This window comes from Tenacibaculum sp. M1.3A, from assembly GCF_057732375.1.
Genome location: NZ_JBYJEF010000004.1, coordinates 242,812 through 268,778, shown reverse-complemented (window position 1 = coordinate 268,778; position 25,967 = coordinate 242,812). Strand labels below are relative to the sequence as shown.

Genomic DNA, 25,967 nt, shown 5'->3' with positions numbered 1-25,967 from the left:
ATTCTAATTACCTACTAATAAATCATTTTAAATATACGTCTCATTAGAGGCAAATTTTTAATTCGAATCCATTACTCATTATGGCAAGAAAGAACGAAAAATACACTGTTAAAAAGTTTAACAAAATTTCAATTGGTTTGGCATCACCAGAGTCTATTTTAGGCGCATCAAGAGGTGAGGTTTTAAAACCAGAAACTATAAACTACCGTACACATAAACCAGAAAGAGATGGTTTATTTTGTGAACGTATCTTCGGTCCTGTAAAGGATTATGAATGTGCATGTGGTAAATACAAAAGAATCCGTTATAAAGGAATTATTTGTGACCGATGTGGTGTAGAAGTTACTGAGAAAAAAGTACGTAGAGATAGAGTAGGTCACATTAATTTAGTGGTACCTGTAGCTCATATTTGGTATTTTAGATCATTACCTAACAAAATGGGATACCTTTTAGGTTTACCATCTAAAAAGTTAGATATGATTATTTACTACGAACGTTATGTAGTAATTCAACCAGGTGACGCTAAAACTGTTGACGGAGAGCCATTACAAAAAATGGACTTCTTAACAGAAGAAGAGTATTTAGATATTTTAGATACACTTCCACAAGAAAATATGTATTTAGATGATACAGATCCTACTAAGTTTATAGCTAAGATGGGAGCTGAGTGTTTAATCGATTTATTAGAAAGAATCGATTTAGAATCATTATCATTTGAATTACGTCATAAAGCAAATACTGAAACTTCTAAGCAACGTAAAAACGAAGCATTAAAGCGTTTAAATGTTGTTGAAGCTTTTAGAGATTCTCAAAAAAATAGAGAAAATAATCCAGAGTGGATGATCATGAAGGCGGTACCAGTTATACCACCAGAATTACGTCCATTAGTACCTTTAGATGGTGGTCGTTTTGCTACTTCAGATTTAAATGATTTATACCGTCGTGTAATTATCCGTAACAATCGTTTAAAGCGATTAATGGAAATTAAAGCACCAGAGGTTATTTTACGTAATGAGAAACGTATGTTACAAGAATCAGTAGATTCATTGTTTGATAACACGCGTAAATCATCTGCAGTAAAAACTGAATCTAATAGACCATTAAAATCTTTATCTGATAGTTTAAAAGGTAAACAAGGTCGTTTCCGTCAAAACTTATTAGGTAAGCGTGTTGATTATTCTGCACGTTCGGTAATTGTTGTTGGGCCAGAATTAGCATTATCAGAATGTGGATTGCCAAAAGATATGGCAGCAGAATTATACAAACCTTTTGTTATTCGTAAGTTAATAGAAAGAGGTATTGTAAAAACTGTAAAATCTGCAAAGAAAATTATAGATAGAAAAGAACCAGTTGTTTGGGATATTTTAGAAAATGTAATTAAAGGGCACCCAGTTTTATTAAACCGTGCACCTACATTACACAGACTTGGTATACAAGCATTTCAACCAAAATTAATTGAAGGAAAAGCAATTAGATTACATCCACTTGCTTGTTCTGCCTTCAATGCCGATTTTGATGGGGATCAAATGGCAGTTCACTTACCGTTAGGACCTGAAGCTATTTTAGAAGCACAGTTATTGATGTTAGGATCACACAATATCTTAAACCCTGCAAATGGTGCGCCGATTACGGTACCATCTCAGGATATGGTATTAGGTCTTTACTATATGACAAAAGAAAGAAAGTCTACTCCAGAAGTTCCTGTTAAAGGTGAAGGGTTAATTTTCTATTCTCCAGAAGAGGTAATTATTGCTTTAAATGAAGAGAAAGTAGATTTAAATGCAGGTATTAAAGTGCGTACTCACGATGTTGAGGATGGGCAAGATGTTATTAAGATTATAGCAACTACGGTTGGTAGAGTTTTATTTAACGAAAAAGTACCTAAAGCAGCAGGATATATTAATGATGTTTTAACAAAAAAATCATTAAGAGGAATTATTGGTGACATTTTAAAAGTTACAGATATTCCTTCAATAGGGAATTTCTTAGATGAAATTAAAAACATGGGTTATAGATATGCCTTTGAAGGTGGTTTATCATTCTCATTAGGGGATATTATTATTCCTCCAGAAAAGCATACAATGATTGCTGAAGCTAATAAAGAAGTAGATGCAGTTGTTGGAAACTATAACATGGGTATGTTAACGCAAAAGGAGCGTTATAATCAGGTAATTGATATTTGGGGAAGAACCAATAATCAATTAACAGAGTTATCTATGAAGCGTTTACGTGAAGATCAACAAGGATTTAACTCAGTATATATGATGTTAGACTCTGGTGCACGTGGATCTAAAGAACAGATTCGTCAGTTAACAGGTATGCGTGGATTAATGGCAAAACCTAAAAAGTCAACTGCTGGTGGTGGAGAAATTATTGAGAATCCGATTCTTTCTAACTTTAAGGAAGGATTATCAATTCTTGAATACTTTATCTCAACACACGGTGCACGTAAAGGATTAGCCGATACCGCATTAAAAACAGCCGATGCAGGTTATTTAACACGTCGTTTAGTAGATGTATCTCAAGATGTAATTGTAAACGAAGTTGATTGTGGTACTTTAAGAGGATTAGAAGTTAGTCCACTAAAGAAAAATGATGAAATAGTTGAATCTTTAAGTGATAGAATTACAGGTCGTACTGCATTACATAATGTATACGCTCCTAATTCAGATGAACTTTTAGTAGCATCAGGAGAATTAATTACTTTTAAATTAGCAGATGCTATACAAGCAGCTGGAATAGATAAAGTAGAAGTTCGTTCAGCATTAACATGTGAATCTCAGAGAGGTATTTGTGAAAAATGTTATGGACAATCTTTATCAACAGGTAAAAAAGTTCAAAGAGGTGAAGCAGTTGGTGTAATTGCAGCACAATCTATTGGAGAGCCTGGTACACAGTTAACATTACGTACATTCCACGTTGGTGGGGTTGCAGGAAACATTTCTGAAGAGAATAAGTTGATTGCAAAATTTGATGGTAAAGTTAAGATTGAAGATTTACGTACAGTAAGTGGTAAAGACAACGAGGGTAAAGAAATTGAAATCGTTATATCACGTACAGCGGAAATTAAAATTATTGATAAAAAGACTGATATCGTATTAAGTACAAACATTATTCCTTACGGATCGATTATCTTTAGTAAAGATATGAAAACCATCAAAAAAGGGGATGCAGTATGTCAATGGGATCCGTTTAACGGAGTTATCGTATCAGAATTTGGAGGTAAAGTTAAGTTTGATAATTTAGAGCAAGGTATTAACTACTCTGTTGAAATTGATGAACAAACTGGTTTCCAAGAAAAGGTAATGATAGATTCTAAAAATAAGAAAATCATTGCTTCATTAATTATTGAAGATGCTGATGGTAATGCTTTACGTTCGTATAGTTTACCGGTAGGTGCTCACTTAATGGTTAGTGATGGCGACAAAGTAGCGTCTGGTCATACTTTAGTTAAGATTCCACGTAAGTCTGGTAAAGCAGGGGATATTACAGGAGGTTTACCACGTGTAACAGAATTATTTGAAGCACGTAACCCATCTAACCCAGCAGTAATTGCTCAGATTGATGGTGTAGTATCTTTCGGTAAAATTAAGCGTGGTAATCGTGAAATTATTATTGAATCTAAAACAGGAGATATTACTAAGTATTTAGTAAAATTATCTAACCAGATTTTAGTTCAAGAAAACGATTTCATTAAAGCAGGTATGCCGTTATCTGACGGAGCAACAACTCCGATAGATATCTTAAATATTAAAGGGCCTTCTGCAGTACAAGAATACTTAGTAAACGAAATTCAAGAAGTATATCGTTTACAGGGTGTGAAAATTAATGACAAGCATTTCGAAGTAGTAGTTCGTCAAATGATGCGTAAAGTTAGAATTATTGACTCTGGAGATACTTTATTCTTAGAGAATCAATTAATTCATAAGAACGACTTTATCACAGATAACGATGCTATCTACGGAATGAAAGTTGTTGAAGATGCTGGAGATTCTGAGAATTTAAAACCAGGTCAAATGGTTTCAGCTCGTCAATTAAGAGATGAAAACTCAATTTTACGTAGAGCAGATAAAAACTTAGTAGCAGCTCGTGATGCACAACCAGCAACAGCTGAACAAGTATTACAAGGTATTACTAGAGCTTCGTTACAAACGAAGTCGTTTATATCAGCAGCGTCATTCCAGGAAACTACTAAAGTGTTAAACGAGGCCGCGGTAAACGGTAAGATAGATACCTTAGAAGGATTAAAAGAAAATGTAATTGTTGGTAAGCGTATACCAGCAGGAACAGGAATGAGATCTTACGATCGTCAGATTGTAGGACCTAGAGATGAAATGGAGAAAAATTTATAATTTCTAATACAAAAGACCTCTAAATTTTTAGAGGTCTTTTTTTTTAATTTTTATGATGGAAGAAAATAAAGATCCACAATTAAATATTGAATTAGATCAAGATGTTGCTGAAGGAACGTATAGTAACCTAGCAATTATTAATCATTCAGTGTCTGAATTTATAGTAGATTTTATAAATATAATGCCAGGTGTACCTAAGGCAAAAGTAAAATCAAGAATTATTTTAACACCACAACATGCTAAAAGACTTACTAAGGCTTTAGCTGAAAATGTTCGAAAATTTGAACAAGCGCACGGTGAAATAAAAGATTATGAACAGGTGCCTATTCCGATGAATTTTGGAGGAACAACCGGTGAAGCTTAAAAATTTAAAACGTCTATTATTAGGCGTTTTTTTTGTTTTAAATAGAAGTTTAAAATCCTGTAGAAATATCTTTTAAAGCTTGAATATCAAGAATAAAAACTTCTTTACCTTTTAAGTTTATTATTTTTTTCTTTTTAAATTCAGAAAGTAATCGAATTGCCGATTCGGTAGCTGTACCAATAATATTAGCAATATCTTCTCTAGATAAAAGTATATCTAATGCCCCATTTTCATTTTTAGCAAATCTTTCATCAAGTTTTAATAATGTTGAGGCTAAACGCTGTTTAACCGTTTTTTGAGCCATATCAACAATAAAATTATCAGCTGATTTAAGCGTTAAAGCCATATTTTTAAGAATATCCATTGTAAACTTAGGGTTGCCTTCTAAATCTCTAACGATTTCATCTTTAGGAATAAAACAAACTTCCATGTCATTTATAGCAATAGCTTTTAAGTTAGAAGCTTCATTGTTTATTAAACTCCGTTCACCAAGTATGTCTCCTTTTCTAACCAAATTTACAATTTGGTCTCTACCGTTATCACTCATTTTAGAGACTTTACAAACGCCGTCTTTAATACAAAAAACCCCATTTATATGTTCACCTTCTTCAAATAAAACCGATCCTTTTTTTATTATTTTAGAAGTTTTACAACCAGCAATTCTAACTAATTCATCTTTTGTAAGAGATTTTAAAGAATTGAATTGACGAATAATGCATTGTTCACATTTGCTCATAGTAGTAGTTTGCTTGGAAGATTCAAATGTAATCAAAAGCTGATAAATATCATATTTTAATAATTGATGATAGTAGATATTTGTACTAGGCAAAAGAGTAAATATGGAAAACACATTATGTTTTCATTGTGGTAACGAATGTGACACTGAAACTATCTCTGTAAATGAGAAGTTTTTTTGTTGTAATGGATGTAAAACGGTTTTTGAAATTTTTTCAGAAAACGATTTAACATGTTACTATGATTTTCAAAACAATCCAGGTGCTATTCCTGAAGAAATTAAAGGAAAATACGATTTTCTAGACAACGTAAATATTGTTGATAAACTGTTAGAGTTTAATGATGGTAACATAAATGTTGTAAATTTATATATTCCACATATACACTGTAGTTCGTGTATTTGGGTATTAGAAAATTTACATAAGTTGCAAAGAAATGTTAGTGATTCGCAAGTTAATTTTCCTAAAAAGACAGTACGGATTACGTATAATTCTGAAACCATTTCATTAAAAGAAGTTGTAGAGCTGTTAAGCTCTATAGGCTACGAACCTTATATTAGTTTAGAGGATTATGAAATAGGTAAAAAGAAAGTAGATAGAAGCTTGATTTATAAATTAGGCATCGCTGGTTTTTCTTTTGGAAACGTAATGTTTTTATCATTTCCAGAATATTTTGAAGTATCAGGTTTTTGGTTAGAGCATTACAAAGTAATATTCCGTTGGTTAATGTTTGTATTCTCATTACCTGTAGTTTTTTATGCTGCGCAGGATTATTTTATTTCGGCTTATAAAGGCTTGCGTTCTAAAATTTTAAATATTGATGTTCCGATAGCTTTAGGTATTGCTGTTTTATTTATCCGAAGTTCGGTAGAGATTATTTTTGATTTGGGAACAGGTTTCTTTGACTCTTTAACAGGATTGGTTTTCTTTTTATTATTAGGGAAGTTTTTTCAGCAAAAAACCTACAATTTCTTGTCTTTTGAGCGTGATTATAAATCGTATTTTCCGATTGCTGTTACAAGGATTTCATCCGAAGGAAAAGAAGAAAATGTACAGATATATGATATTGAAAAAGGAAATAGACTGCTAATTAGAAATCAAGAATTAATCCCCGTAGACGGAATTTTAATAAACGGTGATGCTAAAATTGATTATAGTTTTGTTACAGGAGAAGCGATTCCTGTATCAAAGAAATCAGGTGATAAATTATTTGCTGGTGGAAAACAATTATCTGGAATTATAGAAATGGAAGTTTTAAGGTCGGTTTCACAGAGTTATTTAACACAATTATGGAGTAACGATGTGTTTAAAAAAGATAAATACTCGTCTTTTAAAACATTAACAGATCGTATTAGTCAGCATTTTACAATAACAATATTATTAATAGCTTTTATTGCTACTGCATTTTGGTTATATTTTGATGCAAGTAAAGCGTTAAATGTATTTACGGCAGTGTTAATTATTGCATGTCCGTGTGCCATTGCTTTAGCTGCACCGTTTACTTTAGGAAACATGTTGCGTATTTTAGGTAAGAAGAAATTTTATTTAAAAAATGCTACTGTGGTAGAGCAATTAGCGGCAATTGATAGTGTAATTTTTGATAAAACAGGAACTTTAACAACCAATAAAGAAAATCAAATTGATTATAAAGGTATCGAGTTGTCATCCGAAGAAAAAGCACTATTAAAAAGTACGTTACGAGCGTCAAACCATCCGTTAAGTAGAATGTTATACGGTTCTTTAAAAGAAGAAATGATTTCTGTGACTAATTTTAAAGAGTTTACAGGAAAAGGGATTGAAGCTACATCAAAAGAAACCAAAATAAGAGTTGGCTCTTCTTCTTTTGTAAAAAATACGGAAGAACAAATTAATCTAGATACCTCTGTTCATATTCGTGTAAATGATGAATATAAAGGAAAGTATATTTTTAAAAACGCCTATAGAAACGGTGTTGGAGATTTGTTTTCGGATTTAAATTACAACTATAATTTAGCGGTTGTTTCTGGTGATAATGAAGGAGAAAAAAAGTTTTTAGAAACATTATTGCCAAAAAAAACGTCATTTTTATTCAATCAAAAGCCAGAAGATAAATTGCATTATGTAAAAAAATTACAAAATAAAGGAGCACATGTAATTATGATTGGTGATGGATTGAATGATGCAGGAGCATTGGCACAGAGTAATGTTGGTATTTCATTATCAGAAAATATCAATGTGTTTTCACCAGCATGCGATGCTATTTTAGATGCCTCTAAATTCGATCAAATAGCGAGTTATATGAAAGCTTCAAAAAAAGCAATCAAAATAATTAAGTATAGCTTTTTGCTTTCTTTATGTTATAATTTAATAGGATTGTATTTTGCAACAACAGGTCAGTTAAAACCTGTTATCGCAGCAATTTTAATGCCTTTAAGTTCTATTAGTATTGTGGTATTTACAACTGTTGCAACAAATTTATTAGGAAGAAAAATAAAATAGTAATTACGAAGTCTTTAATAGACATAAATAAAAAAATATATGAAGATAGTATCATTTTTAGAAGAGGTAAGTTTCAATGAAAAGAAGCCATCAGTGTCATTATTACTAGATACTAATTTTTCGAAAGAAATACGAATAGTATTCAAAAAAGGACAGATAATGAAAGATCATCAAGCACCATTTGCAATTATTGTTCAGGTATTAAAAGGTTGTATTGGTTTTGGTGTAGAAGGAGAAGTGAAACAATTAAATACAGGTGATTTAATTTCATTAGAACCAAAAATAATTCATAATCTTACAGCTATAGAAGAAAGTGTTGTGCGATTAACTTTATCGAAATCAGACACTATAAAGAGAGTTAAAAACATATAAATTATGCAAATTAATAAATATATAGATCATACATTATTAAAAGCAACAGCTACAAGAAGTGAAATTATTCAATTGTGTCGTGAAGCAAAAGAGCATGCTTTTTATGCTGTTTGTGTAAACGGATCGTATGTTAAATTAGCAAAAGAAGAGTTGCAAAATACAGATGTAAATATTGCGGCTGTAATCGGATTTCCGTTAGGAGCGATGACCACAGAAGTAAAAGTTTTTGAGGCACAAAACTGTATTGAAAACGGAGCGTCAGAAATTGATATGGTTATTAATATAGGTAAATTACTAGATGGCGAATTTGCGTATGTTGAAAATGAGATTAGATTGATAAAAGAAGCGATAGGTAAAAATGTTTTAAAAGTAATTTTTGAGAATTGTTATTTATCAAAAGAACAAATTAAGAAGGTATCGCAATTAGCGGTAAATGCAGGAGCAGATTTTATAAAAACATCTACAGGGTTTGGAACAAGCGGAGCAATAACAGAAGATGTTGAAATTATGAAAGAGGTTACGAATGGTAACGTGCAAATTAAAGCGGCAGGCGGAGTAAGAGATAAAGAAACAGCTGAGAAATATATTAATTTGGGTGTAACACGTTTAGGAACATCATCGGGAGTGTCTTTAGTTACAAAAGGAGTTTCAGATAAAGATACATATTAATGAATTCACTTATACAAAAATATAATATTCCGGGTCCAAGATATACAAGTTATCCAACGGTACCGTATTGGGATAACGATACGTTTTCGAAAGGAAACTGGATTGAAACATTTAAAAAATCATTTACGGAAAGTAACTCCACAGAAGGAATTAGTATTTATATCCATTTACCATTTTGCGAAAGCTTATGTACTTTTTGCGCTTGTCATAAACATATAACAAAACGTCATGAAGTAGAAGAAGATTACATAGATACTGTTTTAAAAGAATGGAAATTATATACGAATCTAGTAGATGAAGCACCTATTGTAAAAGAGATTCATTTAGGAGGCGGAACTCCTACTTTTTTTTCAAAAGAACAATTAAAAAAACTAATAGACGGATTATTTATTAACGCAAAAAGACATGATAAATACGAATTTAGTTTTGAAGGTCACCCTAATAACACTACAAAAGAACAACTACAAACCTTGTTTGATGTTGGCTTTACACGTGTAAGTTATGGTGTACAAGATTATAATGAAAAAGTACAAAAAGCCATTCACAGAGTACAACCTTTTAAAAATGTAGAGAAAGTAACTCGTTGGGCAAGAGAAATAGGATATACGTCTGTTAGTCACGATTTAATTTTCGGATTACCATTTCAAACTAAAGAAAATGTAATTCACACTATTAATAAAACGAAAGAATTACAGCCCGATAGAATTTCTTTTTACAGTTACGCGCATGTGCCATGGGTAAAAGGTGTTGGTCAACGAGGGTTTAATGATGATGATTTACCAAAAAATGAAGAGAAGCGTAAACTGTATGAAATAGGTAAAGAATTGTTTGCCGAAATGGGCTATGTTGAAATAGGAATGGATCATTTTGCTTTAAAAACAGATTCTTTATATAAAGCAACTCAAGAAAAAACATTACATAGAAATTTTATGGGCTACACAGCAAATAAAACACAGTTAATGGTTGGTTTAGGAATGTCGGCAATATCAGATTCTTGGTACGGATTCGCGCAGAATGTAAAAACGGTAAAAGAATATCAAAAAATAGTAAACGAAGGAGAAATTCCTGTTTTTAGAGGACATATTTTATCCGAAGAAGATTTAATTATCCGAAAGCATATTTTAAATATTATGTGTCATTTTTCCACTTCGTGGGATGCTGAGCATTTACAGATTAAGAATATTGATGTTTTTTTAGAAAAATTACAAGAAATGCAATCAGACGGTTTGGTTTCTATAACAGGAAATAGTTTAACGGTTCCAGAAAAAGCAAGACCTTATGTACGTAATATTTGTATGGCGTTTGATAAACGATTACATGAAAATAAGCCAGAAACGAAGTTGTTTTCAATGACTATTTAAATAAAAACTCGAAGAATTTCTTCGAGTTTTTTTATGTAAAAAATAAGGAAACATGACAAATATCATATTTTAAGAAAAGCTTCACAATTATCTTTGATGTATAATTATCAGGCAAGATATGAGCGTTATTTACTTACTACTTACACTAAGTATTTTAGTGGCACTAATTTTTTTTATTGCATTTATTGTTTCAGTAAAAAATGGGCAGTACGATGATTCGTACACGCCATCTGTTCGTATGCTTTTTGATGACGAATTGGTCAAAGATGAAACAAAAAATCAATAACTAACAATAGATATTAAATTCAATTAAATTATGGAAATGCAACAATTTTATTACGATAATAAGATCGTAAAAAAATTCATTTACGCCACATTACTATGGGGAATTGTAGGTTTTTCAGTAGGTTTACTACTGGCATTAATGTTTTTATTCCCAAATATTACAGACGGAATTTCGTGGTTAAGTTTTGGTCGTTTACGTCCGTTACATACCAATGCGGTAATTTTTGCATTTGTAGGAAATGCAATTTATGCAGGAGTTTATTATTCGTTACAACGGTTGCTAAAAGCACGTATGGCGAGTGATTTTTTAAGTAATTTTAATTTCTGGGGATGGCAATTAATTATTGTTGCAGCAGCTATAACACTTCCTTTAGGTTATACAAGTTCTAAAGAATATGCAGAGTTAGAATGGCCTATAGATATTGCAATTGCATTAGTTTGGGTTGCTTTTGGTGTAAATATGATTTGGACAATTCTTCAAAGAAGACAACGCCATTTATACGTAGCTATTTGGTTTTATTTAGGAACTTTTGTAACTGTTGCAGTATTACATATATTTAATAGTTTAGCTTTACCAGTAGGGTTTTTAAAGTCTTATTCTGTGTATGCGGGTGTACAAGATGCCTTGGTGCAATGGTGGTACGGACATAATGCCGTAGCTTTTTTCTTAACAACGCCGTTTTTAGGGTTGATGTATTATTTCGTTCCGAAAGCAGCAAACCGTCCGGTATACTCGTATCGATTATCAATCGTACACTTTTGGTCTTTAATTTTTATTTATATCTGGGCAGGACCTCACCATTTATTATATACCGCTTTACCAACTTGGGCGCAAAATTTAGGAGTGGCATTTTCAATTATGTTATTAGCACCGTCTTGGGGTGGAATGATAAACGGGTTGTTAACACTTCGTGGAGCTTGGGATAAAGTGCGTACAGATCCTGTTTTAAAATTCTTCGTAGTGGCAATTACCGGTTACGGTATGGCAACTTTTGAAGGACCAATGTTATCACTTAAAAATGTAAATGCAATTGCACATTTTAGTGATTGGATTATAGCACACGTACATGTAGGTGCATTAGCATGGAACGGTTTTTTTACCTTCGGGATGATTTACTGGATGGTACCAAGATTATTTAAAACAAAATTATATTCTACAGCCTTAGCAAACTTCCATTTTTGGATTGGTACTTTAGGAATCATCATGTATACATTACCAATGTATGTAGCAGGTTTTGTACAAGCTTCTATGTGGAAACAGTTCAACTCAGACGGGACATTAGCTTATGGTAACTTTTTAGAAACAGTAGCTGAAATAATACCAATGTATTGGATGCGTGCTATTGGAGGTAGTTTATTTATTATTGGAGCATTTGTAATGTTGTACAACATGATAAGAACTGTAAAAGCAGGTAGCGATGTTACTGATGATTTAGCAGAAGCAGCTCCGTTAACAAAAGTTTCTAAAAACAGAACAAAAGGAGAAGGATGGCACACTTGGTTAGAAAGAAAACCAATTAAATTAACCATTTACGCAACTATAGCAATTTTAATAGGAGGTGTTGTACAAATTGTACCAACGTTGTTAGTAAAATCGAACATACCAACCATATCAAGTGTAAAACCATATTCACCTTTAGAATTAGAAGGACGTGATATTTATATTCGTGAAGGATGTGTAGGATGTCACTCGCAAATGGTACGCCCTTTTAGAAGTGAAGTAGAGCGATATGGAGAATACTCTAAAGCAGGTGAGTTTGTATACGATCATCCATTTTTATGGGGAAGTAAACGTACAGGACCAGATTTACATCGAATCGGAAGTAAGTATTCAGATAGTTGGCATTTAAATCATATGTATGATCCGCAAAGTACCTCACCAGGTTCTATTATGCCAGCATATCAATGGTTGGTCAGAGATAAACTTGATAAGAGTAATACAGAGGGAAAGATGAAAGTAATGGTTTCTCTTGGTGTTCCTTATTCAGATGAAGAGATAGCAAATGCGCAAGCCAATATGGATGCACAAGGAGCTAAAATTCAAGAAAACTTACATCAAGATCCTGATTTTGCTAAGAGCTATGCTTCAGATAAAAAGTATGCAGCCGAAAATGGGCAAGTTTTCATAGAAATGAAAGATCGTGAAATTGTCGCTTTAATTTCTTACCTACAAAGATTAGGTACTGATATAAAAGTAAAAGATGTTCAAAAACAATTGAGTAGACAATAGCCTAATAAATTATAAATAACATTTAATAATAATTATTAAAATATTAAAAACTCACTTAGTGAGTAAAAATTAGAAATTATGTTAAAATTCGTAAAAAACCATATGGAGAGCATTACAGGTATAGAAATATACCCGATGATTTCATTAACAATATTCTTTACCTTTTTTATGGTGTTATTTTGGTGGGTGTTTACTGCCAAAAAAGAATATATAAATAAGGTAAGTGATTTGCCTTTAAATGACTAAAAACAAAATAGTATGAAAAAATATATTCAATCAATAGTATCTTTTCTTTTTGTTTTTTCAATGCCATTTATTTTAGCAGCGGCATTTAAGGCATATGAAGAACCTTTTAATTTTTTAGAAAATTCATTAGTCTGGTTTATTGCAATTGGTTTTGGTTTGGTGGTCCTTTTAAAAGAAGTTTTATCGAACACCGTTGTAAATAAAGCAAATGAGTTAATACCAAAAAATTATACAAGAGTACAATCTGTAACCTCATTTTTGTTTACATTTTTAACACCTTTTGTATTAGCGAAGGCTATAAGTTCTTATGAAAATCCGTATAGTTTCTTAGAAAACCCTTTAGTTTTGTTAGGTCTTATTGCCTTTGCCTTTGTTTGTATCGCTAAAGAAATACTTACAATTACTGGTGTTAAGAAAATAGAGGAAGTTGCTATGATTAAAGCAGGAGTAAGTCCTGATGAAGTAGATCATTGGGCTTGGGCTAGAAAGTTAATTACTAAATGGACAGAAGCTAAAGCAGTAGAGCAAGAGGAAGAAATTATTTTAGATCATAATTATGACGGAATTAAGGAACTCGATAATAATTTACCGCCATGGTGGGTATATATGTTTTATGCGACCATAATTTTTGCAGTAGTGTATTTAGTACGATTTGAAGTCTTAGATGGTTATACGCAAGAGATGGAATATGCAGAATCTGTAGCGGTTGCTAAAAGAGAATTAGCAGCTTATAAGTCAACCTCAAAAGATGCAGTTATAGATGCTGAAACAGTAACGGTTTTAACATCAGAAAGTGATTTAAAAAGAGGTAGAGCTGTGTATAGTTTAAACTGTGCTGCTTGTCATATTGGAGATGGAGGTGGAGGAATAGGTCCTAATTTAACCGATGAATATTGGTTGTTGGGCGGCGGAATTAAAAACGTTTTTACAACGATCACTAATGGTGGTAGAGATGGAAAAGGAATGGTTGCTTGGGGTAAAACATTAAAGCCTGTAGATATTCAAAAAGTAGCAAGTTATATAATGTCTATGCAAGGAACAACACCTGCAAACCCTAAGCCAGCACAAGGTGATTTGTATAAAGACGAGTCGCAACAAGTAACAGAAGAAGTTACAGCAATAGTAAAAGATAGTGTACAATAATAGTATTTGGTTTTAATAGTTAATAATGGAGACACCCAAGAACGAACAATTTAGAGATAGTATTGGTACCATCAATAATGAAGGTAAGCGTGCTTGGGTATATCCTAAAAAACCAAGCGGACGTTTTTATAAGTACAGATCGTACGTTAGTTATTTTTTATTACTGATTTTATTAGCTGCACCATTTATTAAAATTAATGGAAACCAGTTTTTATTATTTAATGTAATAGACAGAAAATTTAATATTTTCGGATTTCCTTTTTGGCCACAAGATTTTCACTTATTAGTGGTTTCAATGATTGTGGGTGTTGTTTTTGTAATTCTATTTACCGTTGTTTTCGGACGTATTTTCTGCGGATGGATTTGTCCGCAAACCATATTTTTAGAGATGGTTTTTAGAAAAATAGAATATTGGATTGATGGAGATAGAGGAAAACAAATCCGTTTGGAAAAACAACTTTGGAATGCAGAAAAAATTAAGAAACGACTATTAAAATGGTTCCTGTTTTTTATCATTTCATTTTTAATTGCTAATGTGTTTTTAGCCTATTTAATAGGTGGTGATACAGTTATTGATTATGTAACAGGTAATCCTTTAGATAATACAAATACCTTAGTTTCTTTATTAATATTCACGGCAGTTTTCTACTTTATTTTTGCATGGTTTAGAGAGCAAGTATGCATTATAGCTTGTCCGTATGGTCGGTTGCAAGGTGTTTTATTAGATAATAAAACAATTAATGTTGCTTATGATCATGTGCGTGGAGAGGGAGAAACAGGAAGAGCAAAATTCAATAAAAAAGAAGATAGAATAACAAGTGGTAAAGGAGATTGTATTGATTGCTTTCAATGTGTAAATGTATGTCCAACAGGAATTGATATTCGCAACGGTACGCAATTAGAATGTGTAAACTGTACCGCTTGTATTGATGAATGTGATCATATGATGGAAAACGTTGGTTTGCCAAAAGGATTAATTCGTTTTGCAAGCGAAGAAAATATCGAAAAGAAAACACCTTTTAAATTTACGGCCAGAATGAAAGGTTATACTGCCGTTTTAGGAATTTTAATAGGCGTTTTAATAGGGATGTTATTTTTAAGAAATGATGTTGAAGCAACTATTTTGCGATTACCAGGGCAATTATATCAACATAAAGAAAACGGAGTTATCAGTAATATTTATACCTATAAAGTAATTAATAAAACAACAAAACAGATTGATGATGTAAGTTATAAATTACTTTCTCATAAGGGAAAAATAGAAACGGTAACACACCAAAGTTTTGAGGTTCCGAAGCAAGGATTAGCAGAAGGAACTTTGTTTATAGAGCTGCATCAATCAGAAATGAAAAAAGAAAAAGTAAATCTTAAAATCGGAGTGTATAGTGGCAGTAAATTAATAGAAACTACTAAAACTAATTTTTTAGGACCAAGAAGCTATAAATAATAATTTTGCCTAGTCGAGAAAGCATGACAACGAAATTTCATAATAGATTGCTTCATTTTATTCGCAATGACGGTAAAATAAATAATTGTCATTACGAAGGAATATGACGAAGTAACCTCATTATAGAGAACAGATTGCTTCATTTTATTCGCAATGACATATAAAAACAACAAACATGAAACTAAACTGGGGCACGGGTATCGTAATTACAATTATTGCATTTATGAGTTTTATATTGTATTTCGTTATATCAATGAGTACAGGTAAAAATTACAATCACGATTTGGTAACTGAAAAATATTATCAAAAAGAATTAGAATTTCAAGAAAATATAGACGCAACAAAAAACGCAAAAAATTTAAAAGAAAATATTATAGTAAAAAGAGTACCAGAAGGTTTAAAAATCTACTTTCCAACAGAATTTAATCCTACTGATATTAAAGGAAAAGTGTTCCTATATAGACCATCTAATAAGCAATTAGATTTTGAAATACCTATTTCAATTTCTAATACATATTTGCTCGTGCCTGAGAAACGTTTGTTAGGTGGTCGTTGGAACATTACAGTTTCTTGGAACTCTAAAAATAAGACATATTTATATCAAAAAGAATTAATTTATTAATGTTTATATCTGCACTCATATTTGGTTTGGTAGGTAGTTTTCATTGTATTGGTATGTGCGGGCCGATTGCTTTTATGTTGCCTGTTGATAGAAATAATCAAGTAAAACAATTTTTTCAGATTATCAGTTATCATTTGGGTCGCTTATTTACCTATAGTTTAATTGGTTTGTTATTTGGTTTTTTAGGGAAAGGGTTTTATTTCTTCGGATTTCAACAGCAACTTTCAATCGTAGTAGGTATTTTAATGATTTTGGCTATTGTTTTACCAAAGGCTTTTCAGAAATATAATTTTTCAAAACAGCTGAATAGATTTGTCATGAAAGTTAAATCAGCTCTTGGAAAAGAATTAAAAAAGAAAGGAAATGATACTTTTTTTACAATAGGATTTTTAAACGGATTCCTTCCTTGCGGATTGGTGTATATGGCTGTTTTCGGCGCGCTAGCAACAACCAATGCTTTATCGGGAAGTTTATATATGTTTATTTTCGGATTGGGAACAATTCCGTTAATGACAGCAGTTGTTTATGTAGGTAACTTTGCCAACCGATTAGTGCGAAAAAGAATTCAACAAGCAATTCCTTTTGTAGTTGTTTTTATAGGCATTTTATTTGTGTTACGAGGTTTGGGTTTAGGAATTCCTTATGTTTCACCTATACCTGTAACCAAATTAGTAAACACAATACAAGGTTGCCATTAAGTTAATTACGTATTGAAAACCTTCTTTTTTTAATATAAATTTAGTAACTTTATAGAAGGCTTTAAATTTTAAAAAACATATTATGAAAAAAATAATAATCCCTGTCGATTTTTCGATTCATTCAGAAAATGCATTGCAAACAGCTGCTTTTTTAGCAAAAGAAAACAACGCAGAAATTGTGGTAGTTCATATGTTAGAACTTTCAAATTCATTGGTAAATCAATCAGGTGAATCCTCTAATCAAGAAACTTTTTTTTATTTAAAATTAGCAGAGAAAAAATTTAAAGAATTTCTGCAAAAAGAGTATTTGTCGGGTATTAAAATAACGCCTATAATTAAGCATTTTAAAATTTTTAGCGAATTAGATGAATTAGCTAAAGAAGAAAATGTAGATTTAATTGTAATGGGGTCGAAAGGAGCAGACGGATTAAAAGAAATGTTTATTGGTTCTAATACCGAAAAAGTAATTCGCCATGCACATGTACCTGTAATGGTTATTAAAGAAAAACCGATTACTAAAAAAATAGAGAAAGTGGTTTTTGCATGTGATTTTACAAACGATGATGTATCTCCTTACATAGAAGCTAAAGCTTTTTTTAAAAAATTAGGATCTAGTTTACAGTTGGTTTATATAAATACACCTACAACAAAATTTAAAAGTAGTAAAGAAGTAGAGGATGAAATGAAAGCGTTTTTCTTAAAAGTAAATGAAGATGCAAGTGCTATAAATGATGTTAAAATAATTTCTGATTATACCGTTGAAAAAGGGATTTTATATTTTGCAAATACAAGTAATGCTGATATTATTGCTGTAGCGACCCATGGTAGAAAAGGTATTTCTCATTTTTTTGAAGGTAGTATTTCTGAAGATATTGCTAACCATAGTAAATTACCAATAGTTTCATTTAAAATATAGTGTTAATCTAATTTTGTATCTTTTCCAGTATTAAATTACTACAAAGATGAAACTAAGGTTAATTACAATTTCAGCTTTAGTTTTTACTTGTTTTTTACAATCGTGTAAAGAAGAAGTAAAAACTAAAGTTATTTCTAAAGAAGAAATTTCGCTACATTCAAAAAAAGCAAATACTTTTTTTGATGAACAATTTAAAGGACATTTAGATCGTCATCCAATGTATCAAACCTACTTAGGTATTAAAAAAGATGCAGATAAATGGAATGATATTTCTGATGCATTTGCTAAAGAAGAATTAACACATACCAAAAATGCATTAACATGGTTAAAAGATTCTTTAAGCGTAGAAAAATTAGACGCAAGTACTAAATTAAGTTACGATTTATTTAAACAACAGCTAGAGAATGAAATAGCAGATTTTAAATATCGTTTTCATACTTACCCAGTAAATCAAATGCACGGAATGCAATCTGAAATTCCAGCATTTTTAATAAATATGCATCAAGTAACGTCAACTAAAGACGCTGAAAATTACATAGCCAGATTACGTAATTTAAAACCTTTATTTAGTCAATTAGTTATCAACTTAAAAGAACGAGAAAGCAAAGGCATTATGCCTCCTAAATTTGTTTTTGCAAAAGTATTAGAAGATTCAAAGAACTTAATAAAAGGAAAGCCTTTTGATGACTCAGACAAAACAAGCACACTGTTAAACGATTTTACAAATAAAGTGAATAAACTAACGATTAATGCCGAAGAAAAAAAAGCCTTGATAGAGGAAGGAGTTGTGGCATTAAAAGAAGGCGTTTTACCTGCATATAAAAACTTAATATCAACTTTAGAGGCTCAAGAAAAAACAGCAACAACAGATGCTGGTGCATGGAAGTTTCCTGAAGGAGAAGCTTTTTTTAACAATTCTTTAAAAAGAACTACAACAACGAACTTAACATCAGAAGAAATTCATGAAATAGGTTTAAAAGAAGTAACTCGTATTCATGATGAAATGCGTGTTATAATGAAGAGCACAGGTTTTGAGGGATCTTTAAAAGAATTTTTCGAATTTATGAAAAAGGATAAGCAATTTTATTATGCCGATTCTAAAGAAGGAAGACAGGTTTATATGAAAAAAGCAACTCATATGATTGATAGTATGAAAACTCGATTAGACGAGTTGTTTATCACAAAACCAAAAGCTAAGTTAGTGGTAAAAGCGGTAGAGTCTTTCAGAGAAAAATCTGCAGGAAAAGCATTTTATCAACAACCAGCATTAGATGGATCAAGGCCTGGTACTTATTATGCTAATATGTATGATATGGAAAGTATGCCATCTTATCAAATGGAAGCTTTAGCTTATCATGAAGGAATTCCTGGTCATCACATGCAAATAGCAATTGCGCAAGAACTACAAAATGTACCTATGTTTAGAAAGTTTAGTAGTTACACTGCCTATATAGAAGGTTGGGGATTATATTCTGAATTTATTCCGAAAGAAATGGGTTTTTATGCAGACCCATATTCTGATTTTGGTCGTTTAGCTATGGAGCTTTGGAGAGCTTGTCGTTTGGTTGTTGATACAGGTATTCATACTAAAAAATGGACACGTGAACAGGGAATTAAGTATTACACTGATAATACTCCAAATGCAGAATTAGATGCCGTAAAAATGGTAGAACGTCATATTGTAATGCCAAGTCAGGCAACGGCTTATAAAATAGGAATGTTAAAAATATTAGAGCTTCGTAAAAAGGCAAAAGAAACTTTGGGTGATTTGTTTAACATTCGCGAATTTCACGATGTAGTTTTAACGAATGGTCCGTTGCCTTTAAATGTTTTAGAGAGTTTGGTTGATGCGTATGTCAATAATAAAAAAAGTAAGTAAAGAGCAATTGTAACATAATTATTAAACTAAAAAAACTCGATACAATTAGTATCGAGTTTTTTTAGTTTATAAAAAGAAGCATTTATTATTTAGCACCTTCTTCAGCTTTTATACGGTTGATAAACTTGTTTAAGCGTTTACCATAATTTGAGTTCTTAACTTTATCGGTTAAATTATTATTAATAGTATCTAATAAAATAATATTAGCATCAAATAATTCGGTTAAAGCAATGTAAGGAGCAGCTTCACTATCAGCATTGTTTTTAGCAAACTGGGTAGTAAATAAAAAACGCTTACGTATCATTTTTTTGTAATCTAAGTCTAGTTTTTCAATCAGCTCTTCGTCATTTGCTTGACGAGCTTCTATGTTTTTCTTAACAAAATCTAAACGTTGATCTTTAAATCTTTGGTCAAAATCACGGTACTTATTCATTACATCTTGATTTTTAGATCCTTTTATTTCTGGACTAAAACCAAACTCTTCTAATTTATCGTTTATTGTAATTTCTCCTTTCTCACCAAAAAACATCAATCTTTTTTCATTGGTGTTTCCATCAAAAGTTAAATAATACATTTCAGGAGACTCAACATTATCGGTTAAAATAAATTTATCATCGCCTAATAATGCAACAGAATCTACAGATACTAATAAAGTATCGTTCATTTTCTGAAGGTATAATGTACCTTTTTTTAATCCTTTAATTTGACCTTTAACAATCATGTTTCCTTCTTTTTTAGAAGAACAAGCGAAAGCTAATATTGAAAACGCACAAATGGCGATAAGTTTTTTCATGTTATTTAAAATTTTGAGTTGCAAATATGCAGAATTCTCTTATAAGGTTGCGGATAATTCCATTAAAATTGTACACAAAATTGCTCCATATGTACCAACAACATAACCGAAAACGGCTAATAACACCCCTACTGTAGCTAAAGATGGGTGAAAAGCAGCTGCAACAACAGGTGCAGAAGCGGCAGCTCCTACGTTTGCTTGACTACCAACGGCTAAGAAAAAATAGGGTGCTTTTATTAATTTGGCAACTAATATTAGTAAACCAGCATGAATACCCATCCAAATAACACCAATTATTAATAAACCTGGGTTATCAAAAATAGTTGTTAAATCCATTTTCATACCAATCGTAGCAACTAAAATATAAATAAAAACACTACCAATTTTACTTGCTCCTGCACCTTCATAATTTTTAACTTTAGTAAATGATAACAAAATTCCAATAAGAGTAGCTATAGTAACCATCCAAAAGAATTTTGAAGAAAAAGATGATAAAGAAGATGTTTTATCAGCAACAGCAGCAAAGTTTGAGGTTAAATAACTTGATATATTATCAGCTCCAAAATGAGCAATTCCAACAGCACTAAAAGCTATAGATAATATAATTATTATATCTGTTAGTGATGGAACACGAGTTATGTTTTCGGTAAATTTTGAAACTCTACTTTTTAGTTTTTCTATAGCAGTTGTATCTGCATTTAACCACTTGTTTATCTTGTTGTTTTTTCCAATACCAATTAAAAGAATAGCCATCCAAATATTACCAACAACAATATCTACTAATACCATTTTACCATAATTAGCAGGGTTGTATTGATAAATTTCAAGCATAGCAGCTTGATTTGCTCCTCCACCAATCCAACTTCCGGCAAGTGTTGATAAACCTCTCCAAACTGCATCAAAACCAGCACCACCAACTGTTTCTGGAGATACAATAGAAATTAATAATATAGCAATCGGTCCTCCAATAATTATACCTACAGTTCCGGTAAAAAACATAATTAATGCTTTTGGTCCTAAATTGAAAATTGCTTTTAAATCAATACTTAAAGTCATTAATACTAATGAAGCTGGTAAAAAATATCTACTAGCTATAAAATAAGTTTGCGTTTTGTCAGCAGAAATTAATCCTAAAGAATTAAAAACAGAAGGAATTAAATAACACATTAGAACTCCTGGAACAATCTTATAAAACTTAGGCCAAAACCCTGAAGTTTTAGATTCTGTGTAAAATACAAGTCCTAGTGAAAACATTAGAATTCCAAATACTATTGCATCATTAGTAAAAGTGGGTGCAGTCATCTTTAAATTAGTTTTTTGCTAAAATAGCTTTTTATTTCTTTTTACGATGGTCTGTATTAATAGCAATACCTAAAAGAATTCTATTAAAATTACCGTCACCATTTACGTTTATTCTTTGGTAACCAACTTTAAATGTTGTTTTTTTAGATAAGTGATATTTAAAACCTGCGCCTAACCAGTTTTGATTGTAAGCTTCGTCATCAAAATCAAAAAATACTTCATTGTATAAATAAGTACTCCACTTGTTGTTTAAAGGATGGTTTAACCCGATTTGATAACGTAAAAAATGAGAAGTTGTTGAGCTAAAAAAACGTTGTTCAGCTCTAAATCTATGCGCAAGACTAAGTTTGTTTATTTTATGTTTTAAATTAAAATCTTCATAAATACGGTGTTCATTTACATTACCTCCATCTGCACCAAAAGTAGCATCGGTGTTTAAATACGAATACCCTAAAGTAGCGCTCATTTTTTTATTGATTTTGTAGCTTGCTCCTAATCGACCAATAAATTGTTGCATATCGTCACCAATTTCAAAAAAACGAAAATGAGTCATTGTTTTTAAACTAAACTTATCAGAAATTTGATGAGAACCGTTATACATATACCAAGCTCCTAATTCATTTTGAGGAGTGTTCTGTGCGGTGTTTTTTAAAGAAAATAAAATAATAAAGATAAAAATTGCTTTTTTCATAATGTATATAATATTAAAATCTCCTACGCTATTCGCAGGAGATTTTTTAAATTTAACTAATTTTCAAAAATAATTAATTTATAGAAAAAGTACTCGTTTTTTTGAAAGGAGAAATTTCAATTTTTTCAACAATTGATTTATACTTTTCCCAATCTTCAGAAAAGAAAATATTTGTTTTTTCTATTCCTGTATTATAAGATGTTTTAAACTGATTTATTAATTGCTTTTCCGTTGCTGTTTGTTTACCAAATCGACTACCAACATACCAACGAGCAGTACTAAAACGATTATTTATTGTAACTTCTGGGTTGCGAGTAATTCCTTGCCTTTTATCAATTGTACCTAAATACATAGCTATTAAAGTATCAATTTTTTTGATGATTTCTTTTGATGCTTTTATTTCTGTCTTGTATTTCTTTTTATCTTCTTTTGTAAATTCCGATTTTAAAGAAGTTGCTGTATTTTTACTTTCCACCAATTGTTTTACAACAGTTGCAATTTTTTCTTGATAAGTTTCTAGCTCTTTGCTAGCATTGTATTTTTGATTAATAGCTTCATCTGAAATTTGTAATCTAGGATCAAATTCAACGTTAATATCTTGTTCAGAAACAGCATCACCAAAAGTCATTTTTAACTTATAAATTCCTGGTTTAACAGAAACGCCTCCTGGCTCTCGAGTTTGTTTTCTGATACTTCTAGAAGCTCTAGTAACACCTTTTTCTCTTAAATACCAAGTAGTTTTGTGTAATCCGTTTTCTTTCGGAGTTTTAAATTTTAATGTTCTTATTTTTCGAGTTCCATCAAAAATTTCTAGTTTAATAGAATCGTGTTTAATCTTGTTTTCCTCTTTTTTAGAGTTATCGGTTGCTCTCGAACTGACATCTTTTTTGTTTTTCGTTTTGTCTTGTTTCTTGCTTTTATCTTCTTTTTTCTCAACTTTCGGCTTGTTGATGTAATAAGAAATTTGTGCACCACGTTTTCTGTTTTCACCTTGATACATAGCATCGGCACCAAACCTACTTCCTGTTGGTTGTTGGCTAGCTGCCTGATAAGCTGTTGGAGGAGCAAACAGCGTTAATTTTTTAGAAGTAACATTGTTATTAGCCATTGCTCGTAACGGACGAATATCATCTAAAACCCAAGCCGCTCTTCCAAATGTACCAATTACTAAATCGTGCTCACGAGGGTGAATTATTAAATCTTTTACAGGAACGGTAGGAAAACCGTTTATCCATTTAGTCCATTTTTCACCAGCATTTAAAGAAATGTATAATCCGTCATCGGTTCCCAAAAATAATAAATTTTCATTTTCAGGATCTTCAATAATACAAAGCGTATAGCTTTCTACATCATTCTTATCAACAATACGTTGCCATGTTTTTCCGTAATCTTTAGTTCTGTATGCATATGGTTCGTAGTTAAAACGTCTGTAGTCGTTGGCAATTAAAAGTGCTTCCCCTTTATTTTTATTAGATGCTTTTATTTGTGTTATCCAAGAGTTTTTAGGTAAGTCTTTAATATTGTTAGCAACGTTTGTCCAAAATTCACCACCATTTTTTGTGATGTGAACTTGTCCGTCATCAGTAGCAGCCCATAAAACATCTTTTTGTAAAAGAGAAGGCTCAATAACTAAAACGGTACAGTGATTTTCGGCACCAGTAGCATCCATAGTTAAACCACCACTTTCAGCTTGCTTTAATTTTTCAGGATCATTGGTAGATAAATCTGGTGAAATCACTTCCCAAGTTAATCCTTTGTCGGTTGATTTGTGCACAAATTGACTTCCAAAGTAAATGGTTGAATTATCAAAAGGATCAATATTAATAGCCGAATTCCAGTTGAAACGTAATTTTACATTCGCATCCTTATGTGTTGGTTTTACATTGTAATTATTACCTGTTTTATAATCGTATCTAGAAACCGAACCTTGCTGACTCATCGTCCATCCATAACGCGAATCATCTTTATCAGGAACCACATCAAAACCATCACCAAAACTAATTTCTTGCCAATAACTATTTCTAATTCCTTGTGCTTTCCAAACATAAGCAGGGCCTCGCCATGAACCGTTGTCTTGCATTCCGCCATATACGTTATACGGATATTCATTATCAACATTAATATGATAAAATTGAGCTACGGGAAGATTACCTATAAAACGCCAAGATTTTCCGCCATCTTTGGTAATATTTAATCCACCATCATTACCATCAATCATAAATTTTCCGTTTTTCGGATGAATCCACCACGCATGATGATCAGGATGCACTCCGTTATCAACGCCGTAAGCAGGCATTAATTGTTTGAATGATTTTCCGCCATCTTGCGAAACATTGATGTAGGTAAAAACGGTATATAATCTGTTTTCGTTTTGCGGATCTACATAAATTTCAGAATAATAAAAAGGACGATTTCCAATACCAGGCTTATCGTTTATTTTTTTCCATTTAAATCCGCCATCTTCACTTTTATAAAGCGCGTTCTTTTTAGCTTCAACTAAAGCGTAAATCACATCTGGATTGTTAGGAGCAATGGCAACACCAATTCTACCTAATTCTCCTTTTGGGAAACCTTCTTTTTCGGTAATTTGCTTCCAGTTTTCACCACCATCGTGTGTAATATACATTCCACTTCCTTTTCCACCAGACTTAAAAAACCAAGGATCGCGTTTGTGTTCCCACATAGATGCAATTAACTTATTAGGATTCGACGGATCCATAATTAAATCGGCTGCACCTGTTTTTATATTGTTGAATAAAATTTGTTTCCAAGTTTTACCACCATCAGTAGTTTTGTAAACACCACGCTCTTTATGCTCCCCCCAAGGCGAACCAATGGCACCAACATACACAATATCAGGATTTGTAGGGTGAATAATTACACGATGAATATGACGTGTTTTTTCTAATCCCATGGCTTTCCAAGTTTTACCAGCATCTAACGATTTGTAAATTCCGAAACCACCATTTAAGCTATTTCTAGGGTTTCCTTCACCGGTTCCTGCCCAAATAACACTTGGATTTGATTGCTGAATGGCAATAGCACCAATAGAAGCAGTTAATTCTTTTTCGAAAATAGGTTCCCATTTAATTCCGCCCGAAGTAGATTTCCAAATTCCTCCTGATGCAGTACCAACGTAGATGATTTCGGGATTCGATTCTACAACATCAATGGTTGTTACACGCCCCGACATTCCTCCAGGACCAATGTTTCTAGGTTTCATATTTTTAACTAAATCCATCGAAAATTCTTGAGAAAATACAAGCGATGTAATAAGTAAAAATAAGACAGAAAATATTCTTTTCATTATAGTTAGTTTGATTTGCAGAACAAGTTACAAAATAGAAAACTACTCAATATTTACTGAGTAGTTTTTAACATTTTA

The 25,967-nt window shown here is 31.7% G+C and carries 20 protein-coding genes; 15 read left to right on the top strand and 5 right to left on the bottom strand.

What is annotated here, in order from left to right:
- Positions 1-80 precede the first annotated feature (80 nt).
- Positions 81-4,352: a DNA-directed RNA polymerase subunit beta' gene (rpoC, locus tag AC28QF_RS08680; protein WP_488201265.1), complete on the top strand. Its 4,272-nt coding sequence runs from the start codon at positions 81-83 to the stop codon at positions 4,350-4,352.
- 55 nt (positions 4,353-4,407) lie between these two features.
- Positions 4,408-4,716, top strand: coding sequence for a DUF3467 domain-containing protein (locus AC28QF_RS08675; protein WP_218773112.1), 309 nt, complete (start codon positions 4,408-4,410; stop codon positions 4,714-4,716).
- A gap of 49 nt (positions 4,717-4,765) precedes the next feature.
- Here AC28QF_RS08675 and AC28QF_RS08670 read toward each other — a convergent pair whose 3' ends face one another.
- Entirely contained in the window at positions 4,766-5,452 is a 687-nt protein-coding gene (locus tag AC28QF_RS08670; protein ID WP_488201266.1) for a Crp/Fnr family transcriptional regulator, read from the bottom strand.
- 103 nt (positions 5,453-5,555) lie between these two features.
- Here AC28QF_RS08670 and AC28QF_RS08665 point away from each other — a divergent pair, with 103 nt between their 5' ends.
- From AC28QF_RS08665 to AC28QF_RS08605, 13 genes are all read left to right on the top strand, one after another.
- Entirely contained in the window at positions 5,556-7,928 is a 2,373-nt protein-coding gene (locus AC28QF_RS08665) for a heavy metal translocating P-type ATPase (RefSeq protein WP_488201267.1), read from the top strand.
- A gap of 39 nt (positions 7,929-7,967) precedes the next feature.
- A complete protein-coding gene (locus AC28QF_RS08660) occupies positions 7,968-8,300 on the top strand; it encodes a cupin domain-containing protein (protein WP_488201268.1) in 333 nt (110 codons plus the stop codon).
- Positions 8,301-8,303: 3 nt separating this feature from the next.
- Positions 8,304-8,969 (top strand): deoxyribose-phosphate aldolase, encoded by a 666-nt coding sequence (gene deoC, locus AC28QF_RS08655; RefSeq protein WP_488201269.1) that lies wholly within the window; start codon positions 8,304-8,306, stop codon positions 8,967-8,969.
- A complete protein-coding gene (gene hemN / locus AC28QF_RS08650; RefSeq protein WP_488201270.1) occupies positions 8,969-10,330 on the top strand; it encodes an oxygen-independent coproporphyrinogen III oxidase in 1,362 nt (453 codons plus the stop codon). Before deoC ends, hemN begins: the two co-directional genes overlap by 1 nt.
- A 118-nt stretch (positions 10,331-10,448) precedes the next feature.
- Positions 10,449-10,616: a cbb3-type cytochrome oxidase assembly protein CcoS gene (gene ccoS / locus AC28QF_RS08645; protein ID WP_488201271.1), complete on the top strand. Its 168-nt coding sequence runs from the start codon at positions 10,449-10,451 to the stop codon at positions 10,614-10,616.
- Between the two features lie 30 nt (positions 10,617-10,646).
- The gene (gene ccoN / locus AC28QF_RS08640; protein ID WP_488201272.1) at positions 10,647-12,845 is read left to right on the top strand and encodes a cytochrome-c oxidase, cbb3-type subunit I; all 2,199 of its coding nucleotides are present in this window, start codon (positions 10,647-10,649) and stop codon (positions 12,843-12,845) included.
- Positions 12,846-12,923: 78 nt separating this feature from the next.
- Positions 12,924-13,091, top strand: a complete 168-nt coding sequence (locus AC28QF_RS08635; RefSeq protein WP_488201273.1) for a CcoQ/FixQ family Cbb3-type cytochrome c oxidase assembly chaperone — start codon at positions 12,924-12,926, stop codon at positions 13,089-13,091.
- Between the two features lie 12 nt (positions 13,092-13,103).
- Positions 13,104-14,234, top strand: a complete 1,131-nt coding sequence (locus AC28QF_RS08630; protein ID WP_488201274.1) for a cbb3-type cytochrome c oxidase N-terminal domain-containing protein — start codon at positions 13,104-13,106, stop codon at positions 14,232-14,234.
- A gap of 25 nt (positions 14,235-14,259) precedes the next feature.
- Positions 14,260-15,681 (top strand): cytochrome c oxidase accessory protein CcoG, encoded by a 1,422-nt coding sequence (ccoG, locus tag AC28QF_RS08625; RefSeq protein WP_488201275.1) that lies wholly within the window; start codon positions 14,260-14,262, stop codon positions 15,679-15,681.
- Positions 15,682-15,856: 175 nt separating this feature from the next.
- Entirely contained in the window at positions 15,857-16,303 is a 447-nt protein-coding gene (locus AC28QF_RS08620; protein WP_488201276.1) for a FixH family protein, read from the top strand.
- Positions 16,303-17,001: a sulfite exporter TauE/SafE family protein gene (locus AC28QF_RS08615; protein ID WP_488201277.1), complete on the top strand. Its 699-nt coding sequence runs from the start codon at positions 16,303-16,305 to the stop codon at positions 16,999-17,001. The genes AC28QF_RS08620 and AC28QF_RS08615 overlap by 1 nt, the downstream gene beginning before the upstream one ends.
- An 82-nt stretch (positions 17,002-17,083) precedes the next feature.
- Complete coding sequence (locus AC28QF_RS08610) at positions 17,084-17,917, top strand: universal stress protein (protein WP_488201278.1); 834 nt, start codon at positions 17,084-17,086, stop codon at positions 17,915-17,917.
- A gap of 46 nt (positions 17,918-17,963) precedes the next feature.
- Complete coding sequence (locus tag AC28QF_RS08605) at positions 17,964-19,796, top strand: DUF885 domain-containing protein (protein ID WP_488201279.1); 1,833 nt, start codon at positions 17,964-17,966, stop codon at positions 19,794-19,796.
- Between the two features lie 85 nt (positions 19,797-19,881).
- Here AC28QF_RS08605 and AC28QF_RS08600 read toward each other — a convergent pair whose 3' ends face one another.
- The 4 genes from AC28QF_RS08600 to AC28QF_RS08585 all read right to left on the bottom strand — a co-directional run bounded on the left by AC28QF_RS08600 (position 19,882) and on the right by AC28QF_RS08585 (position 25,889).
- Positions 19,882-20,589: a DUF4369 domain-containing protein gene (locus tag AC28QF_RS08600; RefSeq protein ID WP_488201280.1), complete on the bottom strand. Its 708-nt coding sequence runs from the start codon at positions 20,587-20,589 to the stop codon at positions 19,882-19,884.
- 39 nt (positions 20,590-20,628) lie between these two features.
- The gene (locus tag AC28QF_RS08595) at positions 20,629-21,891 is read right to left on the bottom strand and encodes a DUF819 family protein (protein WP_028888472.1); all 1,263 of its coding nucleotides are present in this window, start codon (positions 21,889-21,891) and stop codon (positions 20,629-20,631) included.
- A gap of 31 nt (positions 21,892-21,922) precedes the next feature.
- Positions 21,923-22,582, bottom strand: coding sequence for a DUF2490 domain-containing protein (locus AC28QF_RS08590; protein ID WP_488201281.1), 660 nt, complete (start codon positions 22,580-22,582; stop codon positions 21,923-21,925).
- Positions 22,583-22,655: 73 nt separating this feature from the next.
- Positions 22,656-25,889 carry a WD40/YVTN/BNR-like repeat-containing protein gene (locus AC28QF_RS08585; RefSeq protein WP_488201282.1) on the bottom strand — a complete coding sequence of 1,078 codons (3,234 nt, stop codon included), beginning with the start codon at positions 25,887-25,889 and terminating at the stop codon, positions 22,656-22,658.
- Positions 25,890-25,967: the final 78 nt, after the last annotated feature.

Excerpts from the sequence above, each read along its gene's own strand:
- rpoC (WP_488201265.1), top strand. The coding sequence starts at position 81 with ATGGCAAGAAAGAACGAAAAATACACTGTTAAAAAGTTTAACAAAATT.
- AC28QF_RS08675 (WP_218773112.1), top strand. The coding sequence starts at position 4,408 with ATGGAAGAAAATAAAGATCCACAATTAAATATTGAATTAGATCAAGAT.
- AC28QF_RS08670 (WP_488201266.1), bottom strand. The coding sequence starts at position 5,452 with ATGAGCAAATGTGAACAATGCATTATTCGTCAATTCAATTCTTTAAAA.
- AC28QF_RS08665 (WP_488201267.1), top strand. The coding sequence starts at position 5,556 with ATGGAAAACACATTATGTTTTCATTGTGGTAACGAATGTGACACTGAA.
- AC28QF_RS08660 (WP_488201268.1), top strand. The coding sequence starts at position 7,968 with ATGAAGATAGTATCATTTTTAGAAGAGGTAAGTTTCAATGAAAAGAAG.
- deoC (WP_488201269.1), top strand. The coding sequence starts at position 8,304 with ATGCAAATTAATAAATATATAGATCATACATTATTAAAAGCAACAGCT.
- hemN (WP_488201270.1), top strand. The coding sequence starts at position 8,969 with ATGAATTCACTTATACAAAAATATAATATTCCGGGTCCAAGATATACA.
- ccoS (WP_488201271.1), top strand. The coding sequence starts at position 10,449 with ATGAGCGTTATTTACTTACTACTTACACTAAGTATTTTAGTGGCACTA.
- ccoN (WP_488201272.1), top strand. The coding sequence starts at position 10,647 with ATGGAAATGCAACAATTTTATTACGATAATAAGATCGTAAAAAAATTC.
- AC28QF_RS08635 (WP_488201273.1), top strand. The coding sequence starts at position 12,924 with ATGTTAAAATTCGTAAAAAACCATATGGAGAGCATTACAGGTATAGAA.
- AC28QF_RS08630 (WP_488201274.1), top strand. The coding sequence starts at position 13,104 with ATGAAAAAATATATTCAATCAATAGTATCTTTTCTTTTTGTTTTTTCA.
- ccoG (WP_488201275.1), top strand. The coding sequence starts at position 14,260 with ATGGAGACACCCAAGAACGAACAATTTAGAGATAGTATTGGTACCATC.
- AC28QF_RS08620 (WP_488201276.1), top strand. The coding sequence starts at position 15,857 with ATGAAACTAAACTGGGGCACGGGTATCGTAATTACAATTATTGCATTT.
- AC28QF_RS08615 (WP_488201277.1), top strand. The coding sequence starts at position 16,303 with ATGTTTATATCTGCACTCATATTTGGTTTGGTAGGTAGTTTTCATTGT.
- AC28QF_RS08610 (WP_488201278.1), top strand. The coding sequence starts at position 17,084 with ATGAAAAAAATAATAATCCCTGTCGATTTTTCGATTCATTCAGAAAAT.
- AC28QF_RS08605 (WP_488201279.1), top strand. The coding sequence starts at position 17,964 with ATGAAACTAAGGTTAATTACAATTTCAGCTTTAGTTTTTACTTGTTTT.
- AC28QF_RS08600 (WP_488201280.1), bottom strand. The coding sequence starts at position 20,589 with ATGAAAAAACTTATCGCCATTTGTGCGTTTTCAATATTAGCTTTCGCT.
- AC28QF_RS08595 (WP_028888472.1), bottom strand. The coding sequence starts at position 21,891 with ATGACTGCACCCACTTTTACTAATGATGCAATAGTATTTGGAATTCTA.
- AC28QF_RS08590 (WP_488201281.1), bottom strand. The coding sequence starts at position 22,582 with ATGAAAAAAGCAATTTTTATCTTTATTATTTTATTTTCTTTAAAAAAC.
- AC28QF_RS08585 (WP_488201282.1), bottom strand. The coding sequence starts at position 25,889 with ATGAAAAGAATATTTTCTGTCTTATTTTTACTTATTACATCGCTTGTA.